The 16,362-nt window shown below is 71.7% G+C and carries 14 protein-coding genes; 6 read left to right on the forward strand and 8 right to left on the reverse strand.

The window, feature by feature from the left end; translation table 11 throughout:
- Positions 1 to 28 precede the first annotated feature (28 nt).
- Positions 29 to 1,648 (forward strand): fibronectin type III domain-containing protein, encoded by a 1,620-nt coding sequence (locus K8612_RS29370; protein WP_223764696.1) that lies wholly within the window; start codon positions 29 to 31, stop codon positions 1,646 to 1,648.
- An 18-nt stretch (positions 1,649 to 1,666) separates the two neighbouring features.
- Here K8612_RS29370 and K8612_RS29375 read toward each other — a convergent pair whose 3' ends face one another.
- The gene (locus K8612_RS29375) at positions 1,667 to 2,866 is read right to left on the reverse strand and encodes a DUF1615 domain-containing protein (protein WP_223764697.1); all 1,200 of its coding nucleotides are present in this window, start codon (positions 2,864 to 2,866) and stop codon (positions 1,667 to 1,669) included.
- 258 nt (positions 2,867 to 3,124) lie between these two features.
- Between K8612_RS29375 and K8612_RS29380 the strand changes: the two genes are divergently transcribed.
- Positions 3,125 to 5,341: a M4 family metallopeptidase gene (locus tag K8612_RS29380; RefSeq protein ID WP_223764698.1), complete on the forward strand. Its 2,217-nt coding sequence runs from the start codon at positions 3,125 to 3,127 to the stop codon at positions 5,339 to 5,341.
- A 103-nt stretch (positions 5,342 to 5,444) separates the two neighbouring features.
- Here the strand turns inward: K8612_RS29380 and K8612_RS29385 are convergent, their stop codons facing one another.
- The 4 genes from K8612_RS29385 to K8612_RS29400 all read right to left on the reverse strand — a co-directional run bounded on the left by K8612_RS29385 (position 5,445) and on the right by K8612_RS29400 (position 9,054).
- The gene (locus tag K8612_RS29385; protein ID WP_223764699.1) at positions 5,445 to 6,161 is read right to left on the reverse strand and encodes a hypothetical protein; all 717 of its coding nucleotides are present in this window, start codon (positions 6,159 to 6,161) and stop codon (positions 5,445 to 5,447) included.
- A gap of 94 nt (positions 6,162 to 6,255) precedes the next feature.
- A complete protein-coding gene (locus K8612_RS29390; protein ID WP_223764700.1) occupies positions 6,256 to 7,065 on the reverse strand; it encodes a hypothetical protein in 810 nt (269 codons plus the stop codon).
- A gap of 1 nt (position 7,066) precedes the next feature.
- The gene (locus K8612_RS29395; RefSeq protein ID WP_223739323.1) at positions 7,067 to 8,878 is read right to left on the reverse strand and encodes an acyl-CoA dehydrogenase; all 1,812 of its coding nucleotides are present in this window, start codon (positions 8,876 to 8,878) and stop codon (positions 7,067 to 7,069) included.
- Positions 8,879 to 8,889: 11 nt separating this feature from the next.
- Positions 8,890 to 9,054, reverse strand: coding sequence for a hypothetical protein (locus tag K8612_RS29400; RefSeq protein ID WP_223764701.1), 165 nt, complete (start codon positions 9,052 to 9,054; stop codon positions 8,890 to 8,892).
- 199 nt (positions 9,055 to 9,253) lie between these two features.
- Here K8612_RS29400 and K8612_RS29405 point away from each other — a divergent pair, with 199 nt between their 5' ends.
- Together K8612_RS29405 and K8612_RS29410 are read left to right on the forward strand one after the other, a co-directional pair.
- Positions 9,254 to 9,451 carry a hypothetical protein gene (locus tag K8612_RS29405; protein ID WP_223739321.1) on the forward strand — a complete coding sequence of 66 codons (198 nt, stop codon included), beginning with the start codon at positions 9,254 to 9,256 and terminating at the stop codon, positions 9,449 to 9,451.
- Positions 9,452 to 9,487: 36 nt separating this feature from the next.
- The gene (locus tag K8612_RS29410; protein WP_223764702.1) at positions 9,488 to 10,237 is read left to right on the forward strand and encodes a hypothetical protein; all 750 of its coding nucleotides are present in this window, start codon (positions 9,488 to 9,490) and stop codon (positions 10,235 to 10,237) included.
- A 508-nt stretch (positions 10,238 to 10,745) separates the two neighbouring features.
- Here the strand turns inward: K8612_RS29410 and K8612_RS29415 are convergent.
- The gene (locus tag K8612_RS29415) at positions 10,746 to 11,537 is read right to left on the reverse strand and encodes an FRG domain-containing protein (protein ID WP_223764703.1); all 792 of its coding nucleotides are present in this window, start codon (positions 11,535 to 11,537) and stop codon (positions 10,746 to 10,748) included.
- Positions 11,538 to 11,648: 111 nt separating this feature from the next.
- Complete coding sequence (locus K8612_RS29420) at positions 11,649 to 11,885, reverse strand: hypothetical protein (protein ID WP_223739317.1); 237 nt, start codon at positions 11,883 to 11,885, stop codon at positions 11,649 to 11,651.
- 275 nt (positions 11,886 to 12,160) lie between these two features.
- Between K8612_RS29420 and traC the strand changes: the two genes are divergently transcribed.
- Positions 12,161 to 13,975: an outer membrane exchange accessory lipoprotein TraC gene (gene traC, locus K8612_RS29425; RefSeq protein ID WP_223739316.1), complete on the forward strand. Its 1,815-nt coding sequence runs from the start codon at positions 12,161 to 12,163 to the stop codon at positions 13,973 to 13,975.
- Positions 13,976 to 13,981: 6 nt separating this feature from the next.
- Here traC and K8612_RS29430 read toward each other — a convergent pair whose 3' ends face one another.
- The gene (locus K8612_RS29430; RefSeq protein ID WP_223764704.1) at positions 13,982 to 15,235 is read right to left on the reverse strand and encodes an MFS transporter; all 1,254 of its coding nucleotides are present in this window, start codon (positions 15,233 to 15,235) and stop codon (positions 13,982 to 13,984) included.
- Positions 15,236 to 15,420: 185 nt separating this feature from the next.
- On the opposite strand from K8612_RS29430, the gene K8612_RS29435 reads away from it, so the two are divergent.
- On the forward strand, positions 15,421 to 16,326 hold the full coding sequence (locus K8612_RS29435; RefSeq protein WP_223739314.1) for an AEC family transporter: 906 nt from the start codon (positions 15,421 to 15,423) through the stop codon (positions 16,324 to 16,326).
- The last annotated feature ends 36 nt before the right edge of the window (positions 16,327 to 16,362 follow it).

A 16,362-nucleotide genomic window follows, 5' to 3' on the forward strand; every position in this document is an offset into this window, starting at 1 on the left:
TTGCGATTGCTTGTCACGAAGGCCCATCATGTCCTTGCGACGTCTGTCGTTGTTGCTCGTCCCCACCTGCGCGGCCTGGCTGGGCTGCGGGGATGCCGCGCCTCCCTCCGAGGAGGTGAACCCTCCCGAAATCGCCATGGACCCCCGCGAGGGGACCGCGGTCATCGCCAACGAGGACATGCTGCCGGGCTGTGGCGAGCCCGACGGGGGCACGGGGCCTTTGGACGCGGGCACGTCCGTGCTGGTGACGGCGGACTCCCGCTTCCACTCCAGCGCCGGGGTGACGGTGGTGCCCCAGAGCCTGGCCGGCCGCGACCTGGAGATATTGGTCCCCAACGGCATCGCCTTCGACCGGTACTCCGGCACGCCGGTGGCGGGGGGCATGCGCTTCGACACCGTTCCGGAAGGTGAGTACTTCCTGCGCTCCGGCCGGAACTACTACCTGACGCGCGAGCGCCACTTCGACCTGGGCGTCAACCGCATTGGCCGGCCGGACGCGGTCTACCTGCCGGCGTTCGTGGATTCCCCCGCGTCGGTGGAGCTCTTCAACCTGGAGCCCTGGCAGGACTATGTGTCCATCTCCGAGCAGGGCAGCTCCGTGCAGCTCAGCAGCGCGGACGTGGACCTGTTCAGCGCGTTGTCCGTGTGGGCCCCGGCCGGTGACACGTCCATCGTCGACCCGTACGCCTCCGCGTACCTCAACAACGGCTACGGGGCCCCTGTCCTGGATGCGTCGAAGGGCGACCGCATCTACGTGAACCAGCTCAACTCCGTGCAGGCCGGGACGCTGCCGAGCGGCGGGACCCTGGCGTACCAGTCGGTGGTGAGCAGCGCGCACCTGCCGTCGTTCTCGTTCACCCCGGACGGCACCACCCCGCTGCCGCTGGCGGCCACGCTGCAGCCCGTGAGGCAGACGCCCTTCTCCCTGGAGTGGCGCCTGAGCGAGTTCACCCGCTGGCGCTCGGACGCGAACCCCAGCGGCACGCTCAACTACCCGTCGTTGTCGCTGGTGCCCGCGCCGTTCGGCTACCAGGACGGCTGGGTGGGCTATCAGGGGGAGCTGTTCAACATGTGGCTGCCGCGCGGCGAGGACGGCGTCATCGCGAGCCGGCTCGCCTACGGCAATCCCTATCCGTCCAACTGGGGCGTGGTGGGCACCGCCGGCTATTCGTTCCGGTCCGCGACGCCCGTCGTCATCGGGAGCCGGATCCACTACCCCAGCGGCAACATCTACGTCACCGACCGGCTGGACCGCCTCATCGCCGGTCCCATCCAGCCGCCGGTGTCGCCGCCGCGGGAGCTGCGCATCGACGGCGTGGACGCCTATGTGTCGCGCGTGGTGGGCACCAACCAGCCCGTCATCTCCTGGCGGCCTCCCGTCCTGGGCACGGCCCGGAACTACGTGGTGTCCGTCATCCAGTTGATCAGCACCTACGCCGCCAACCCCACGCTGCGCTTCTACGTGCCCGGTGACCGGACGCATGTCCGCCTGCCGCCGGACCTGCTGCTGCCGGGCACCACCTACTATGTGCGCGTGATGGCGGAGGGCTCGCCGAACTACGAGCCCTCGCGCGCCCCGTACGTCACCGCGGAGCTGCTGCCCATCATCACCGCGGACACGTTCAGCGCCGTCTTCACCACGCCGTAGTCCCGGCGTGGCGGCCCGCTACCGCGCCGGCTGGCGGTGGCGGGCCATGCACTGCTGGTAGCGGGCGTCCACCGACTTCGCGAACCACGCGGTGGAGCGCTCCCCGCTCAGCTTCACGCTCTTGAGCGTCACCTGGGGCAATTGGGCGTAGGCGGGCGCCTGTCCCGTCCGGTTCGCGTACACGCGCTTCACCGCCAGGTACGTGTCCGTCTTCTCGAAGTCCGCCGTCTTCTCCTCCTCCACGTCCCGGCGCACCCGGCGCTCGCTCAGGTCCGGCGCGTAGCGCTGACGGAAGAGGAGCAGCGCCTGGAGGCTCTGGCTGTCCTCGCCGCGCGGCTCACCGTCCTTGTCATAGAGCTGGAGGTCGCCGTCGGTCGCCAGGGGGACGCCGGTGAGCCGGCTGACCTGGGCCTGGAGCGCGGCGTTGCGCGAGCTGTAGACGCCGCTGTTGTAGTCCGCGAAGCGGTAGAGCGGCGCGTCGTACGCGGCCTGGAAGCCCAGGAGCCGCGCGGTGCCGTAGCGCACGCCGCCCGCGCGCGTGTAGAGCGACTCGCGCACCGCCACCGGATCCGCGTCCGGGCCCGCCTTCTCCACCGCGTAGCGCACGCTGACCTGCATGGAGCCCGCGGTGGTGACGGGGTTCTGCCCCGCGAACGAAGACGGACCGAACAGCGAGCTGGCCAGGTCCGCGGCCGCGTACGCCGCCGGGTACTCCGCTTCGTAGTACGCCAGCATGTCCCGGAAGAGCCGGTCCAGGTCCCGCTCCGTGCGCAGGGTGTCCAGCCGCGCCCCGAAGGTGCGCTTCGCCCCCTTCGGCTTCGCCGCGAGGACGTCATCCAAAAGCCGCCGCCCCAGGGGGCCCAGCCGCCCCGCGGTGCTGTCCAGCTTCTGACGCACCAGCCTGGGCAGCCCCGGCACCGCGGGGTCCGCCTGGAAGCCGGACTCCTGTTCAATGATGGCCAGCACCTGACACACCTCCGGCGCCGCGGCCGGAATCGCCTCCGCCTCCAGCGCCGCCAGCACGTCGCCCGCCCACCCCTCGCGCTCCGCCGCCCCCTTCACCTTCGCGGGCAGCAGCCGCGCCACCTGCGCCACCGACAACGTGGGCGGCGCTGGCACCTGCGTCACCACCGGGGCTCGGGACGCGCAGGCCGTGAGCGCCAGCAGCACCCCCACGCACAGCCCCTCCGCCCACCGGCGTTCGCCGTTCCGCGTCATGTCAGCCCCCTGAGGCATCCTTCCGCCCGTCTCATGAAACATTTTTTGAGACATCCTGGATGCAGGACCGTTGTCTCCTGAGATAAGCTGAAGAACAGCAAGATGGCTCAGGTTTGCTAAAGCTGTAATTCCAGCTATCCATGCTTGTTGTGTAGGGCGCGAGAAAGTGACCAAACGTACTTTCTCCAAAAAGTAGTTGATCTGATGAATTCAAGTGTGTCACGTAGCACCCCGCTGTTTCTTCATGGAGGTATCGCGTTGGCTCATCGACTGTTGAAGACGATTGGCGCGGCCTGGTTGGGCGTGGCTCTGACGGCGTGCGGTACGCAGGGTCCCTCGGGGGAAGAGGCTCAGGCGCCTGAGCAGGAGAGGTCGGGCGAGGACATCCAGAGCACGCTGAACGCGCTCGGCGGCGCCCAGGTGGTGGGCGTGCACGCGGACGGCATCCCGGACAGCATCCAGGGCGAGCTCGGCCGCGTGGAGCGGACGCTCAACACGCTGGACGCGAGCCGCCAGGCGGTGGCGCGCGTGGCGCCGGCGTTCCGGCTGAACGCGGAAGACATGGTGCTGCGCAAGTCGAGCACCGACGAGCAGGGCAACCAGCACCTGCGCTTCACGCAGACGAAGAACGGCCTGGAGGTCGTCGGCGGTGAGCTGGTGGTGCACGTGCGTCCGGACGGCACGGTGTTCCGCGCCAACGGCTCCGCGCGTGACGGCGCGAACGTGTCCGCGCTGCCGCGCATCGCGGCCGCGTCCGCGCGTGAGGCGGCGCTGAGCGCGACGGTGGGCACGGGCCTGGAGGCCCAGGGTGCTCCCCGCCTGGTGTACGTGCGCACCGAGGAAGGCGCGCTGCGCCTGGCGTACGAAGTGACGGTGACGGGTGAGAGCAACCTGATGCCGCTGCGCGACCGCGTGTACGTGTCCGCCCAGGACGGCTCCATCGTGCTGCGCGCGCCGCAGATCCACTCCGCGCTCAACCGCAAGGTGTACAGCGCGAACAACGGCACCTCCACCCCGGGCACGCTCAAGCGCAGCGAGGGCCAGGCGGCCATCGGTGACTCCCATGTCGACACCAACTACGACATGCTGGGCTACACCTACGACTGCTACAAGGTGCTCTTCAACCGCGACTCGCTGAACAACGCGGGCGCCACGCTCATCAGCACGGTGCACTACAGCACCAACTACGTGAACGCCTACTGGGACGGCACCCAGATGGTGTACGGCGATGGCGACGGCGTGAACTCCATCGAGCTGGGCAAGGACGCGGACGTCACGGTCCACGAGCTGACCCACGCGGTGACGGAGTACGAGTCCAACCTCACGTACTCCGGCCAGTCCGGCGGTCTCAACGAGGCGATGTCCGACACGTTCGGCGCCGTCTGCGAGAGCCGCGTGAACAACTGGAGCACGGCGGCGGCCATCTGGATGGTGGGCGAGGACGTCTGGACGCCGGGCACGGCGAACGACGCCTTGCGCTACATGGATGACCCGGCGAAGGACGGCGTGTCCAAGGACTGGGCGCCCAACGTGACGTCCAGCACGGACGTGCACTACAGCTCCGGCGTGCCGAACCTGGCGTTCGCGCTGCTCTCCAAGGGCGGCGTGCACCCGCGCGGCCGCAGCAGCATCAACGTGCCGGCCATCGGCGTCGAGAAGGCCGCCCGCATCTGGTACAAGGCCAACACCGACCTCTTCACGGCGAGCACCACGTTCGCGCAGGCGAAGACCTGGACCATCCAGGCCGCCGCGGACCTGGGCTACGACGCGGCGACGCAGGACGCGGTGAAGGCGGCCTGGGAAGCGGTGGGCGTGGGCGTGACGGTGCCGCCCCCGACCTCCACCCCGCTGTCCAACGGCACCGCGGTGACGGGCCTGAGCGACAGCGCGGGCAACGCCAAGTACTTCTCGCTGGTGGTCCCCTCGGGCGCCACGTCCCTGTCGTTCACCACCTCCGGTGGCACGGGTGACGTGGACCTGTACGTGCGCTTCGGCGCCGCGCCGGACTCGGCCACCTACGACTGCCGTCCGTACGCCAGCGGCAACGCGGAGACGTGCACCATCACCAACATCCAGGCGGGCACCTACTACGTGATGCTGAACGCCTACTCGGCGTACTCGGGCGTGTCGCTGACGGGCACGTACGGCACCGGCGGTGGCGGCGGCAACGTGCTGCAGAACAACGTGCCGGTGACGGGCATCGCCGGCGCCTCCGGCTCCTTCACCAACGAGTGGATCACCCTGGACGTGCCGGCCGGCCGCTCGGTCACCATCACCACCTCCGGTGGCACGGGTGACGGCGACCTGTACGTGAAGTTCGGCTCCTCGCCGACGACCAGCTCCTACGACTGCCGTCCGTACCTGTCCGGCAACACGGAGACCTGCACCCTCTCCAAGACGACCGCGGGCAAGTACTACGTGAAGATCCGTGGCTACAGCGCCTACTCGGGCGTGACGCTCAAGGCCGTCTGGTAGTCGCATCCGCTTCCAGCCCGGCTCCCTTCGTGTGAGGGGGGCCGGGATGAAGACAGGCACCCGGGGAGCCCTCATGGCTTCCCGGGTGTCGTCGTTTCCGGCCCTAGCGCCGGACCTGCACGTCGCGCGCGACGGTGCGTCCGCCCATGAGGACGAACTGCGCGCGCACCGGGGTGCCCTCCTGGATTTCCTTGAGGGGCACGCGCTGGCCCTGGCGCAGGCCGCGGCTGCGCTGGTCGAGCTGGAGCTCGTAGACGGTGCCTTCACCGTCGCGCACGTGCAGGGTGTTCCTGCCCACGCGCGTCACCCGGCCGCTCACCGTGCTGGACGCGATGATGACCTGCTCCAGCGGCCGGTTGGCGGAGGTGTCCGTCACCGCCGCCCGCGCCGCCTTGGCCGCGCCCTCGTACCAGGCCTCGTCGTCGCTGGCCTGCACGGCCTGGGCGCCAATCATCACCCGGCCCTCGGCGGGGGCCTGCGTCGCGGGCTGCTGCCGCGCGTTCGCCTGGGCCGGGGTGCCCCGCGCGGGCTCGGTGACGCGGGGGCCTGGCAGCGGCCGGGCGCCGGGCGGAGGCGCCGCGTCCGGAGGCACCTGTGCGTTCGCCGTGGGGCTCGCGTCGCCGCTGGGGGCGCGGTCGCCGTCCACCGTGCTTCGCGCCAGCGCGGGCGTGGCCGGCACCATCAGCCCGCCGCTCGCGGAGTCCCGGGTCCGCAGCGTCGCCGGTTCCGCCGGCACCGCGTCCACGGTGTCGTGCTCCCGACAGCCGGAAGCGAGCGAGCACAGCGCCACCATCCCCCACCACATCCAACGTCCACCCATCCGCCAACCCTCCCGCAGGCGAACCTGCGGACGACCCCCTGCCGTTGCAAGCGGCCCACGTGCGACGGGGTGTCGGGTTCTGGATGGCGCGGGCTCAGGCGGGGAAGGTGGCGGCCACGGCGCGCACGTGCTCGCGCACCCGCGCCCTGGCGGCGAGCAGCTCCGCCGCATCCGAGGGCGTGTAGCCCAGGCACAGCACCACGTCGTCCTCGGGGGCGGCGCGCGTGCCCAGCGCCGCGTAGTCCAGCGAGCGCGGGGTGGGTTCGCCCTCGGCGTCATGGGCGAAGCGGCCGAACACGGCGGCCTGCCCGTCGCGGCCGGGCGCCGTCTCCTTGAGGGCGAAGAGGCGACGCACGGCGGCGAGCGAGTCGGGGCGCTCGCGCAGCAGGTCCGGGGACGCGGGACCTCCCAGCTCCCACTCGAGGAGCTTCAGGCAGCCGCGCACGAACTCCACGTCGGTGATGACCAGCCCGTACAGGTACCAGTCCGCGCACGCGGCCTGGACCAGGCGGGCCTGCGCGTCGGTGAGCCAGCCGAAGGACGGGCAGGTGAACGTCTCACAGGTGGTGGCGCGGTAGACGCCGCAGTCGCGCAGGTCCGTGCCGCCCGTCACCCGCGGGTGGCCCAGGCAGCCCACGCGCTGGTGCTCCGCGTCCAGGAAGCCCAGCAGGGGACACACCCGCACGATGGGGAAGAGGGCGGGGGCGTCCCGGTTCGCGGTGAGCTCGCGCGCGGCCTCGCCGTAGGCCTCGGGGGTGTGGGGCGTGCGGGAGAGCCGCTCCGTCTGCGCGGTGAGCCTGCGGGTCAGCGCCGCGCGCGAGTGGTCGCGGAAGTTGTAGAGGCCGCAGCAGGCGCCGCACGACGCGCCCTTGCCGGGCTGGCACAGGTGGAAGGAGACGGACATGTCAGAACCAGTCCGGGCGCATGCGCGCGTACGAGTCCTCGCCCGTGCGGCACAGGTGGGCGAGCAGCGGCACGCGCGGCACCTCCACCGCGAACCAGTACTGCGCGGCGGCGAGCTTGCCCTCGTAGAAGGCGGTGTCCTCCGGCGAGGGCGCGCGCGAGAGCCCCCCCTTCGCGGCGGCGGCCTGCTCGAGCCAGCGCCACGCCACGGCCACCACGCTGAAGAGCTCCAGGAAGTCCGTGCTGTGGCGGAGCATCACGTCCACCTCGCCGGCCATGCCGCGCGCGCCCAGCTCCAGCGTGAGGGTCGTGGCCTGCTGGAGTGCGTCCTCCAGCGCGTCGCTCCACGCGGGCTCCACGCCGGCGGCGCGGGCGCGGGCGGCGGTGGCCCGCACCTCCTCGTCGAGCGCCTGGAGCGCGGCGCCGCCCTCCGCCACCGCCTTGCGCCCGAGCAGGTCCAGGCCCTGGATGCCGGTGGTGCCCTCGTGGATGCTGTTGAGCTTCTGGTCGCGCAGCCACGCCTCCGGGAGGTACTCGCTGGAGTAGCCGTAGCCGCCGTGGATCTGCAGCGCGAGCGCGTTGGCCTCGAAGCCCTTCTCCGCGGGGAACGTCTTGGCGATGGGCGTGAGCAGGTCCAGCAGCAGCCGCGCGCGCCTGCGCGTGGCTTCGTCCGGGGCGTGGTGGGCGAGGTCCGCCTGGGTGGAGGTGGCGAGCAGGAGCGCGAGGCCGCCCTCCACGATGGCCTTCTGGCGCAGCAGCATGCGCCGCACGTCCGCGTGCTCGATGATGGGGGACTGGGCGCGCGCGGTGTCGCGGATGCCGGCGGGGCGGCCCTGGGGGCGCTCGCGCGCGTAGGCGAGCGACTCCTGGTAGGCGACGGCGGCGGTGGACACGCCGTTGAGGCCCACCATGATGCGCGCCTCGTTCATCATCTGGAACATGCACGCGAGCCCGCGTCCGGGCTCGCCCACGAGCCAGCCGTGGCAGTCGTTGTTCTCACCGAAGTTGAGGACGAGGCTGGGCAGGCCGCGCCAGCCAATCTTGTGGATGACGCCGGCCACCTGGACGTCGTTGGGGACGAAGGCGTCGCCCTGGGGCCTCTTCGCGGGCACGGCGAAGAGGGACACGCCGCGCGTGCCGCCCTCCGCGCCCTCGATGCGGGCGAGGGTGAGGTGCACGACGTTGTCGGTGAAGTCCTGGTCGCCGCCGCTGATGAAGATTTTGGAGCCCTGGAGGCGGTAGGCGCCGTCCGGCGCGGGCGTGGCGCGCGTCTTCACGTCCGCGAGGCTGCTGCCGGCCTGGGGCTCGGTGAGGGCCATGGTGCCGGTCCACTCGCCGCTGTAGAGCCGGGCCATGAAGGTGTCGCGCAGGAAGGGCGTGCCGAAGACCTCCAGGAGGTGCGCGGCGCCTATCGTGAGGCCCAGGTAGCCATAGGCGCTCAGGTTGGCGGCCATGAGGTAGGCGCTGGCCACGGCGTGCACGGTGAGCGGGAGCTGCTGGCCGCCGACGTCGGGCGGGCGGGTGGCGGTGAGCAGGCCCAGGTCGACCATGCCGGCGTAGAGCGAGCGCATGGCCGGGTGGACGCGCACGCGGCCGTGCTCGAAGACGGGCGGGGCGGCGTCCATGGGCCGGTAGGTGGGGGCGAGCACCTCGCGGGCGAAGCGGCGGGTGCTGTCCAGCAGGAGCGCGAAGGTGTCGCGCGAGTGCTCCTGGAAGGCGGGGAGCGCACAGAGGGCGGCGGTGTCCAGCGCTTCGTAGAGCTGGAAGTCCACGTCGCGGTCCGACAGCAGGGGGTTGGGGCGGGGCACGCTCATGCCCGCTTTCCCTACCAGGACGCGATGGGGTCGTCGAAGTCGTCGTGCGGCGGGCATTCACCGCCGGACGCAGGAGGAGCGGCGTCCGGGCGTGGGGGCCGCGGAGGCAGCGGGGGCTTGGGCTTCCAGGTGGGGGGTGGGGGCTTGGGGCGTTGGGTGCCGGTGGTGTCTGGCATTGGCGCACCTCCATGTGGGGTGGTCCCGGCGGCGCTCTGGCAAAGGTGCGTCCCATGTCTGTCCATTGCCAGGCGGGGGGCCCCGGGGTCGCAGACACGGGTGGGGGCGGACAGGGAGACAAGGTCCCGCAGGGCGTGTCGGCTCAGGCCTGCGGGAGGGGCAGGCGCGACGCATCGTTGGGAGGTGGAGGTGGTTCAGATGCTCATCGTCGGCGCGATGGTGGTGGGAATCCTGTTGATGATGCTGGTGATAGGTGGGGTCATCGTGGGAGGGGCGCTCGCGCACAAGAACGCGCGCGAGGATGAGGCGCGGTGGGCGCGGGAGGACGCGGAGCGCGCGGCACGGCGCGACCGGGACAGGTCCGGGCCCGTGGGTGGAGAGCCCGTGCACGCGTGATGCGGTCTCCTCGCGTGGATGCGAGGATGCCGCGCCGTGCGATTCGCGCTGCTGTCATGGATGGTGTTGCTGGTGGGGTGCGCTGCCTCGGCGCCAGCCCCCACCCCGTTCGCGGACGCGAAGACGGGCCGCGGCCCCTGGACGGAAGTGCCCGCGGTCGAGATGCCCGCGGGGGACAACTCCATCCCCATTGGCCTGATACGGGATGTGGCGGACGCCTTCCTCACGCGTCCGGGGGCCCGGGCGTGCGACCCCGCGACGCTGCGGCCCATCCAGGGGTTGTCCACGGAGTACTGCGCGACCGTCTATGTCGCAGGCGGGCGAGAGGCCCTGTCCTGGCGCGTGTCCGAGCCGGTTCGCGGAAGCCACAGTCGCTGCTCCGCGCCTCAGCAGGTCCGGGACGCGGATTACCCGGCCTCGCAGGTCTGGGTGGTCGGGTTCATTCACAATCATCCGTGTGGCAGCCCTCCTTCGTCGGTGGACCTCATGGCCTGGCCGACGGATGCGATTGATCCGCTGACGGCCATGGCCGTGGTGCGCCTCGTCCCCGGCAATCCCGCGCCCGCCCTCTTCAAGAGCCTGGCAATCGAGATGGCCTCCGCCCTGGTCGCGGAGCGCATGGACGGCTCCCGGGTCTACCTGCGCTATTTTCCCACGGGTGAGGTCGAGCAATGGAGCGAACGGCGGCGAAGGTGGATCCTCCTGGGCACCTGCACGCCGACACAGAGTCACCTGGGGGCGGTGCCCCGGTGCACGAATGGCTCGCTGCGGCTGCTGCGTGAATAGGGAGCATCGATGAGGGGCAGGGTCGTGGCGGCAGGATGCATCGCGGTGCTCGCGGGATGTGCCGCGAAGCCGAAGGCGTGGACGGCGCCCATTGAATGGCCCGACGAGACGTCCGCCACGCTCGTGGGGCAACCCATGGAAGCCGGGGCCGCGGTGGCTGCCGCCGGCGCGGTACGGGAGTTCATCCGTACGAATCCCGACCCCACGTTGTTCCAGGGCTGTTCCACCCCCGAGCAGGGCCTGTCGGTCGCCGTCTTCACCGGGCCCACCCAGGGCCTCTACTTCGTCGCGATACACCAGGACTTCAGACGGTGTGGAGGGCCGCGCATCCGGGTGCTCGACGCATGGGATGCCTATGCCGTCACTCCCCAGGGAGAGGTGCTCGCGAAGGCCCCACCTCCGGCGGGAGATGCTTCCTTCGCGGCTCCGGAGACGGCGCCTCCTCCAGCGCCTCCCGCGCAAGAGGCTCCGGCCCCGCCGCCCGCGCCGGAGCCACAGGCTCCTGTTCCTACCGGGGACGCGGCGCGTAGTAGCGGCGCAGCCAGCGGCTGAGGCCGTCCAGGCCGGGGAAGAGGACGCGCTCGGTGATGTTCGCCTGGTCGAGCTTGTCCCTGACTTCCCACTTGAGCTTCGCCGGCACCACCAGCCGGCGCACGCCCTGGTGCTGGTGCCCCAGGAACTCGTTCAGGCTCAGCCCCGGCCCGTTCATCACCGAGAACAGCGCGAACTGATTCACGATGCGCGCGTCCAGCGACGGCGGCTCGAAGAACAACACGAACGGGTGCTCGCCCAACCCGTCGAACGTCGTCAGGTCCCCCGCCACCGTCGCCAGCATCTCCGCCGTGAACACGTCCGCCCCCTCCAACCGCAACTGCTCACGCAGCGGCCGGGGCAACTGCTGGTTCGTCTGGTGATAGTCCACGCACCAGACCGCGCCGTCCTGCTCCAGCAGGTCCACGCGCTCCGTCATGAAGTGCAGCGCCACGTAGGGGCTGAACGTCCAGTCCAACAGCCGCGTCGGCATCCCGTGATGCTGCGCCAGCGCCAGCCAGTCCCAGATGGACGTCAGCCGCTCCGTGCCCTCCACGCCTCGCGCGTACTTGCGGAAGGCCCGCAGCAGGTCCCGCTCCAGCCGGACGAACGCGCCCTGGCGGTTGAGCGTCGCCGTCAGGTCCAGCGTCGCGTCCGGGACGCCCCGGAACACGAAGCTCGTCCGGAACCGGCCCAACGGCTCGTTCCAGGAGCCCGCGAACAGCAGGTCCTGCAGCTCCAACCAGGATGTGACCCGACGCTCCTCCATCCGCTGTCCCCTCGCCGCCTGACAAGGTGGGCCGGGTCCTCCCGGGATGCAGGGGCCGGGCGCCCAGGACGCCCGGCCGGTTCAATCACAGACCCTGAAACACAAGACACCTCAGGGCTGCCCGTAGTTCGCCGGCTGCGTGAAGGCGAACGAGCTGGCGCCCGGCGCCTTGTCCTCGCGGAACAGGGGGCACTTGGCGCAGGTGAAGCTCTCCCAGTCCTGACGGACCGCCACGTCGATGCAGCCGCCGTAGAAGCGGCAGTGGACGTTGCGGTGCTCCTCGATGGAGAACGTATCGGCCCGCAGCGGGAGGTGGAACTTGGTGGGACGCGGCTGTGGACAAGGCATTGGATTCTCTCTAGCCCCCCTCGTGGGTGCTGATTCCCTCTACTGACTGGTGCGTCGCGTCATTCCCGGCCGTCCGCCGCCTGGAACCTGAACGCCCGCACCCAGGCTCATCGCTGCCAGCAGAAGACGGTGTGGGTGTGACACATTCAAAAGGCACAACAGCCTAATGACGTCGGGCGCCCCTGGCCCGTCCCGCCAGGATGTCTGCCTTCACGCGGAGCAACCAGCCGGGCGGGCCACCGGAATCTTCACGCCCGGAGCGCTTTCCCGCGAGAATGCGGCGCGTGAGCTCCCCCGCCCGACCCCCTCGCGATTCCTCCCGCTGGCTGAGCGCCCTGGCCGTGCTGTCGCTCGTGCTGCTCAGCGGCTGTTCCGCCTTCTCCCGCGCGGTGCGCGAGGGCGACGGCGCCGTGAAGGAGCGCCACTGGGCGGAGGCCGAGGCCGCCTACCTGCGCGCCCTGGCCGCGGACCCGGAGGCCTCTGAAATCACCGTGAAGCTGCGCGCGGTGCGCAAGGAGTGGGGCGCGGAGGTGTACCAGGAGGCCGGCGCCGCCCACGCCTCCGGGGACCTGCCGTCCGCCACCAGGCTGCTGGTGCGCGTGCTGGAGCTGGACCCCGACCATGATGGGGCCCGCGCGCTGCTCGCCCAGACGCTGGAGGCGCGCGTGCAGGTGGCCCTGGGGCTGCTCAAGGAGGAGAAGCTCCAGGACGCCCGCGCGGAGCTGGACGCGGTGCTGGCCGTGTCTCCGGAGCACGTGAACGCCCGCAAGGGCGTGGACGCCGTGCAGGTGGCGTGGGCGAAGCGCTTCTTCGCCAGCGCGGAGACGCTGGAGAAGTCCGGCAAGCTGGGCAACGCGCTCGTGGCCTACGTGCGCGCGGACCAGGAGCGCGTGGGCGCCACCGCCGCCCGCGAGCGCGCGGAGGCCGTGCGGCAGCGGCTGCGCGACGAGGTGGCCTTCCTGGTGGTGGCCACGCCCGTGGAGGACAACGCGCAGGCCCCCGACGTCGCCCAGCGGCTGAGCGCGGGCCGGCTGGCGTCCGCGCTGCCCACGAAGCTGCCCCTGAAGGTCGTGACGGAGGCGCCCCCGGGCCGCGTGGGCGTGAAGCTGGATTTGTCCCTGGAGCGCGTGCTGCCGCTCAAGGCGGTGGAGGACTCCCAGCGCAGCCAGCGCTACCTCGCGGGCAACCGCTCCGTGCCCAACCCCAGGCGCGGCGACTACGAGAAGAAGCTGCTGGAGGCCGAGCGCACCCTGGAGGGCGTGGAGCGCAAGCAGGCCGCCGTGCTGCGCGAGTACCTGCGCGCCCAGGTGGAGCTGGGCACGCTGCGCGACGCCGCCGAGCGCTGCCGCGAGCGGGAGAAGCGCGAGTGCCGCGCGGCCATCCAGGAGTGCGGCGAGGAGGCCCGCGACGCGAAGAGCCCGGGCAAGGTGCCTGGCGAGTGCGACCCGGAGCGGTGCTCGGGGCAGTGCACCCAGGACGAGGGCCTGATGTCCCAGAAGGCCAAGGCGACGCGCGTGCTGGAGCTGGCGGTGCAGGCGGCGCTGGAGAAGGCGGAGCTCCAGCGCTCCGAGGTGCAGCGCAACCGCGACGCCGTCTTCCGCGAGCCCATCACCGTGGAGGAGCCCATGTACTCGGACTTCGTCTACGACGTGCAGTTGCACCGGCTCACCGTGACGGCCACCGTGACGTCGGTGATGCGCGACCTCCTGGCGCCCCAGCAGGTGCCCGCGCCCAGCACGCAGGACTACGCGGTGCTGCACGAGGACCTGGCGCACAAGGGCTATGACCGCTACGGCGTGCTCGCGGACCCCGTGCAGCTTCGCAACGAGCTGGAGCTGCGCGTGGACGCGGGCGACAAGGCCGTGGCGGACGTGGCGAAGCACGTGAAGGAGCGCTTCGACCTGTACCGGGGCAAGCGCGTGGAGGACGCCCGGCGCGGCATGGTGCGCCCCGGCGCGGAGGACGTGGTGGAGACCGCCGTGCGCGCGCTGCTGCTGACCGCGGACGCGCCGCCGCAGGACATCCTCCAGCCCGTCGCCCGCGCGCGCGGCCTCACCCGGCCGGAGGCCCTCCTGGGCGTGGGGCAGTAGCCGCTCTCAGTCCAGGCTGGCGCTCATCTCCGGGCGCTCCAGCCGCAGCGCCTCCACCCGGCGCCTGCGCGCTCCCGCGATGGTCAGGTGCCACGCGGCGGCGGCCAGGCCCACGCAGAAGCAGCCCGCCCACAGCGCGGTGGCGCCCACGTGGCCCAGCATCGCGCCGCCCAGCGCGGGGGCGGCGCTGGACGCCAGGCCCCACATCATGTGGTACGCGCCCTGGTAGCTGCCGCGCAGCTCCGCCGGCGCCAGGTCCGCCACCACCGACGGCGCCACCGGCGAGTGGACGATCTCCCCCAGCGTCCACACCGCCACCGCCGCCATCGCGAGCGGCACGGTGGCCGGCAGCGCGTGCAGCCCGAAGCCCACGGCGGTGAGCACGCCCGCCACCGCCAGCGCGGTGGAGCGGCGCACCCGGCCCACGCCTCGCACGACCAGGGGCTGGAGCGCGACGATGAGCACCCCGTTGACGGACATCACCAGCCCGTACTCGGCGGGCGTCAGGCCCTGCTGGGTCAGCGTCACCGGCAGGCTCATGAAGCTCTGGTGGAAGAGCAGGGCCAGCGCGAACACCGGCAGGCAGAAGGCCAGGTACACGCCGTCCCGGAAGGGCGTCAGCACCGCCCCCAGCGGGGAGTGCGCCGCGTGCGCCGCCCGCGCCTCCGGGGGCCGCGTCTCCGGCACGAACGCCCAGACGCAGCAGCCGTAGAGGAACGTGGTCACCGCGTCCGCGATGAAGAGCAGCCGGTAGCCCAGCCCCGCCAGCAGGCCCGCCAGCGGCAGCGCGATGGCGAAGCCCAGGTTGATGACCCAGTAGAGCAGCCCGTACGCGCGCGCCCGGTCCTGGGGCGGCACCAGGTCCGCCACCGCCGCGGACACCGCCGGCCGGTATAAATCCCCAAGGATGCCCAGCAGGAAGGCCGCCACCGCGATGCGGCCCGGCGTCTCCGAGTGGCCGATGAGCAGCATGGCCCCCGACCCCAGCCACAGGCCCCCCGCCAACGTCAGCCGCCGGCCCACCCGGTCCGCGAGCATGCCCCCCAGGGGCGCCGCCAGCACCGCGCCCGCGCCGTTGAGGGCCACGATGAAGCCCGCCTGCTCCACGCTGAAGCCGCGCTCGCGCGTGAGGTAGAGCGCCAGGAACGGCGCGACGAAGGACCCCAGCCGGTTCACGAAGGTGCCCACCCACAGGACCCAGTACGTCCGTGGCAGGCCACCCCCGCCCAGCGCTCTCAACACCGTGGCAACGGGATTCATGGCGTGTGCCCGACGGCCGTGGGGTGGAGGGACTGACCGCGGGCGCCCGTCAGCATGCCCCCGATTCCAGCCGCGCGCGAAACGCGACTTCCCCGGGCGCGCCTTCAAGGCGCTGGACATCGCTTCCGGGCTCCTCCAGGTTGCCGCGCCAATCCACACCCAGGAAGGCGGGACGCAAGGCGGGCATGGGGCAGGTCATCGGTCTTTTGGGGGTGTGCCTGGTCCTGGGCGTCCTGGCGCGGCGCAGCGGCCGGTTCCCGGAGGGGACGGCGCCCGCGTTCAACGTCTTCCTGCTCAACGTGTCCCTGCCGGCGCTGGTGCTGCGCGCCATGCACCGGCTGGAGTTCGCGCCGGGGCTGGTGGTGGCCGCCGCGGCGCCGTGGCTGCTCTTCGCGGGCGCGACGCTCTTCATGCGGCTGCTCGGGCCGAGGCTGGGGCTGGCGCGCGAGTCGGTGGCGGCGCTCATCCTCACCGCGGGGCTGGGCAACACGGCCTTCGTGGGCCTGCCCATGGCCGCCGCGCTCCTGGGGCCCCCGGGCGTGCCGGTGGCGGTGGTGGCGGATCAACTGGGCTCGTTCCTGGTGCTGGCGACGCTCGCCACGCTGACGGCGGCGAGGGCCCGCGCCCGGACGGAGCTGTCCGTGCGCACGCTCCTCCGCAAGGTGCTGGGGTTCACCCCGTTCCAGGCGCTGGTGGTGGCGCTGCTCCTGCGCCCAGTTCCCTTCCCGGACTGGCTGGAGTCCGTGCTCCAGCGGCTGGGCGACCTGCTCACGCCGCTGGCGCTGTTCGTCGTGGGCTTCCAACTGCGGCTGAAGGGGCTGTGGCCGCGCGCGCCGGCGTTGGCGCTGGGGCTGTCCTACAAGCTGGTGCTCGCGCCGCTGGCGGTGATGGGCCTGCTGATGCTCATGCCCGGGCTGGCGCTGGTGGTGAGGCAGGCCACGGTGCTTCAAATCGCCATGGCGCCCATGGTGACGGCGGCCATCCTCGCGGCCGAGCACGACCTGGACGCGGACCTGGCGGTGCTGATGGTGGGCGTGGGCATCCCGCTGTCGTTCTTCACCGCGCCGCTGCTGCTGTCCCTGGTGCACTGACGCCCGTGCGGCGGAGGGGTCGCACGGGCGCTTTCG

Source organism: Corallococcus sp. AS-1-6, assembly GCF_020037015.1.
Lineage (GTDB): Bacteria > Myxococcota > Myxococcia > Myxococcales > Myxococcaceae > Corallococcus.

What these genes read in the sequence shown, in the direction of transcription:
- K8612_RS29385 (WP_223764699.1), bottom strand. Translation starts at nt 6,161, where the DNA reads ATGGGTGGACGTTGGATGTGGTGGGGGATGGTGGCGCTGTGCTCGCTC.
- K8612_RS29395 (WP_223739323.1), bottom strand. Translation starts at nt 8,878, where the DNA reads ATGAGCGTGCCCCGCCCCAACCCCCTGCTGTCGGACCGCGACGTGGAC.
- K8612_RS29415 (WP_223764703.1), bottom strand. Translation starts at nt 11,537, where the DNA reads ATGGAGGAGCGTCGGGTCACATCCTGGTTGGAGCTGCAGGACCTGCTG.
- K8612_RS29370 (WP_223764696.1), top strand. Translation starts at nt 29, where the DNA reads ATGTCCTTGCGACGTCTGTCGTTGTTGCTCGTCCCCACCTGCGCGGCC.
- K8612_RS29420 (WP_223739317.1), bottom strand. Translation starts at nt 11,885, where the DNA reads ATGCCTTGTCCACAGCCGCGTCCCACCAAGTTCCACCTCCCGCTGCGG.
- K8612_RS29435 (WP_223739314.1), top strand. Translation starts at nt 15,421, where the DNA reads ATGGGGCAGGTCATCGGTCTTTTGGGGGTGTGCCTGGTCCTGGGCGTC.
- K8612_RS29400 (WP_223764701.1), bottom strand. Translation starts at nt 9,054, where the DNA reads ATGCCAGACACCACCGGCACCCAACGCCCCAAGCCCCCACCCCCCACC.
- K8612_RS29390 (WP_223764700.1), bottom strand. Translation starts at nt 7,065, where the DNA reads ATGTCCGTCTCCTTCCACCTGTGCCAGCCCGGCAAGGGCGCGTCGTGC.
- K8612_RS29375 (WP_223764697.1), bottom strand. Translation starts at nt 2,866, where the DNA reads ATGACGCGGAACGGCGAACGCCGGTGGGCGGAGGGGCTGTGCGTGGGG.
- K8612_RS29405 (WP_223739321.1), top strand. Translation starts at nt 9,254, where the DNA reads ATGCTCATCGTCGGCGCGATGGTGGTGGGAATCCTGTTGATGATGCTG.
- traC (WP_223739316.1), top strand. Translation starts at nt 12,161, where the DNA reads ATGCGGCGCGTGAGCTCCCCCGCCCGACCCCCTCGCGATTCCTCCCGC.
- K8612_RS29430 (WP_223764704.1), bottom strand. Translation starts at nt 15,235, where the DNA reads ATGAATCCCGTTGCCACGGTGTTGAGAGCGCTGGGCGGGGGTGGCCTG.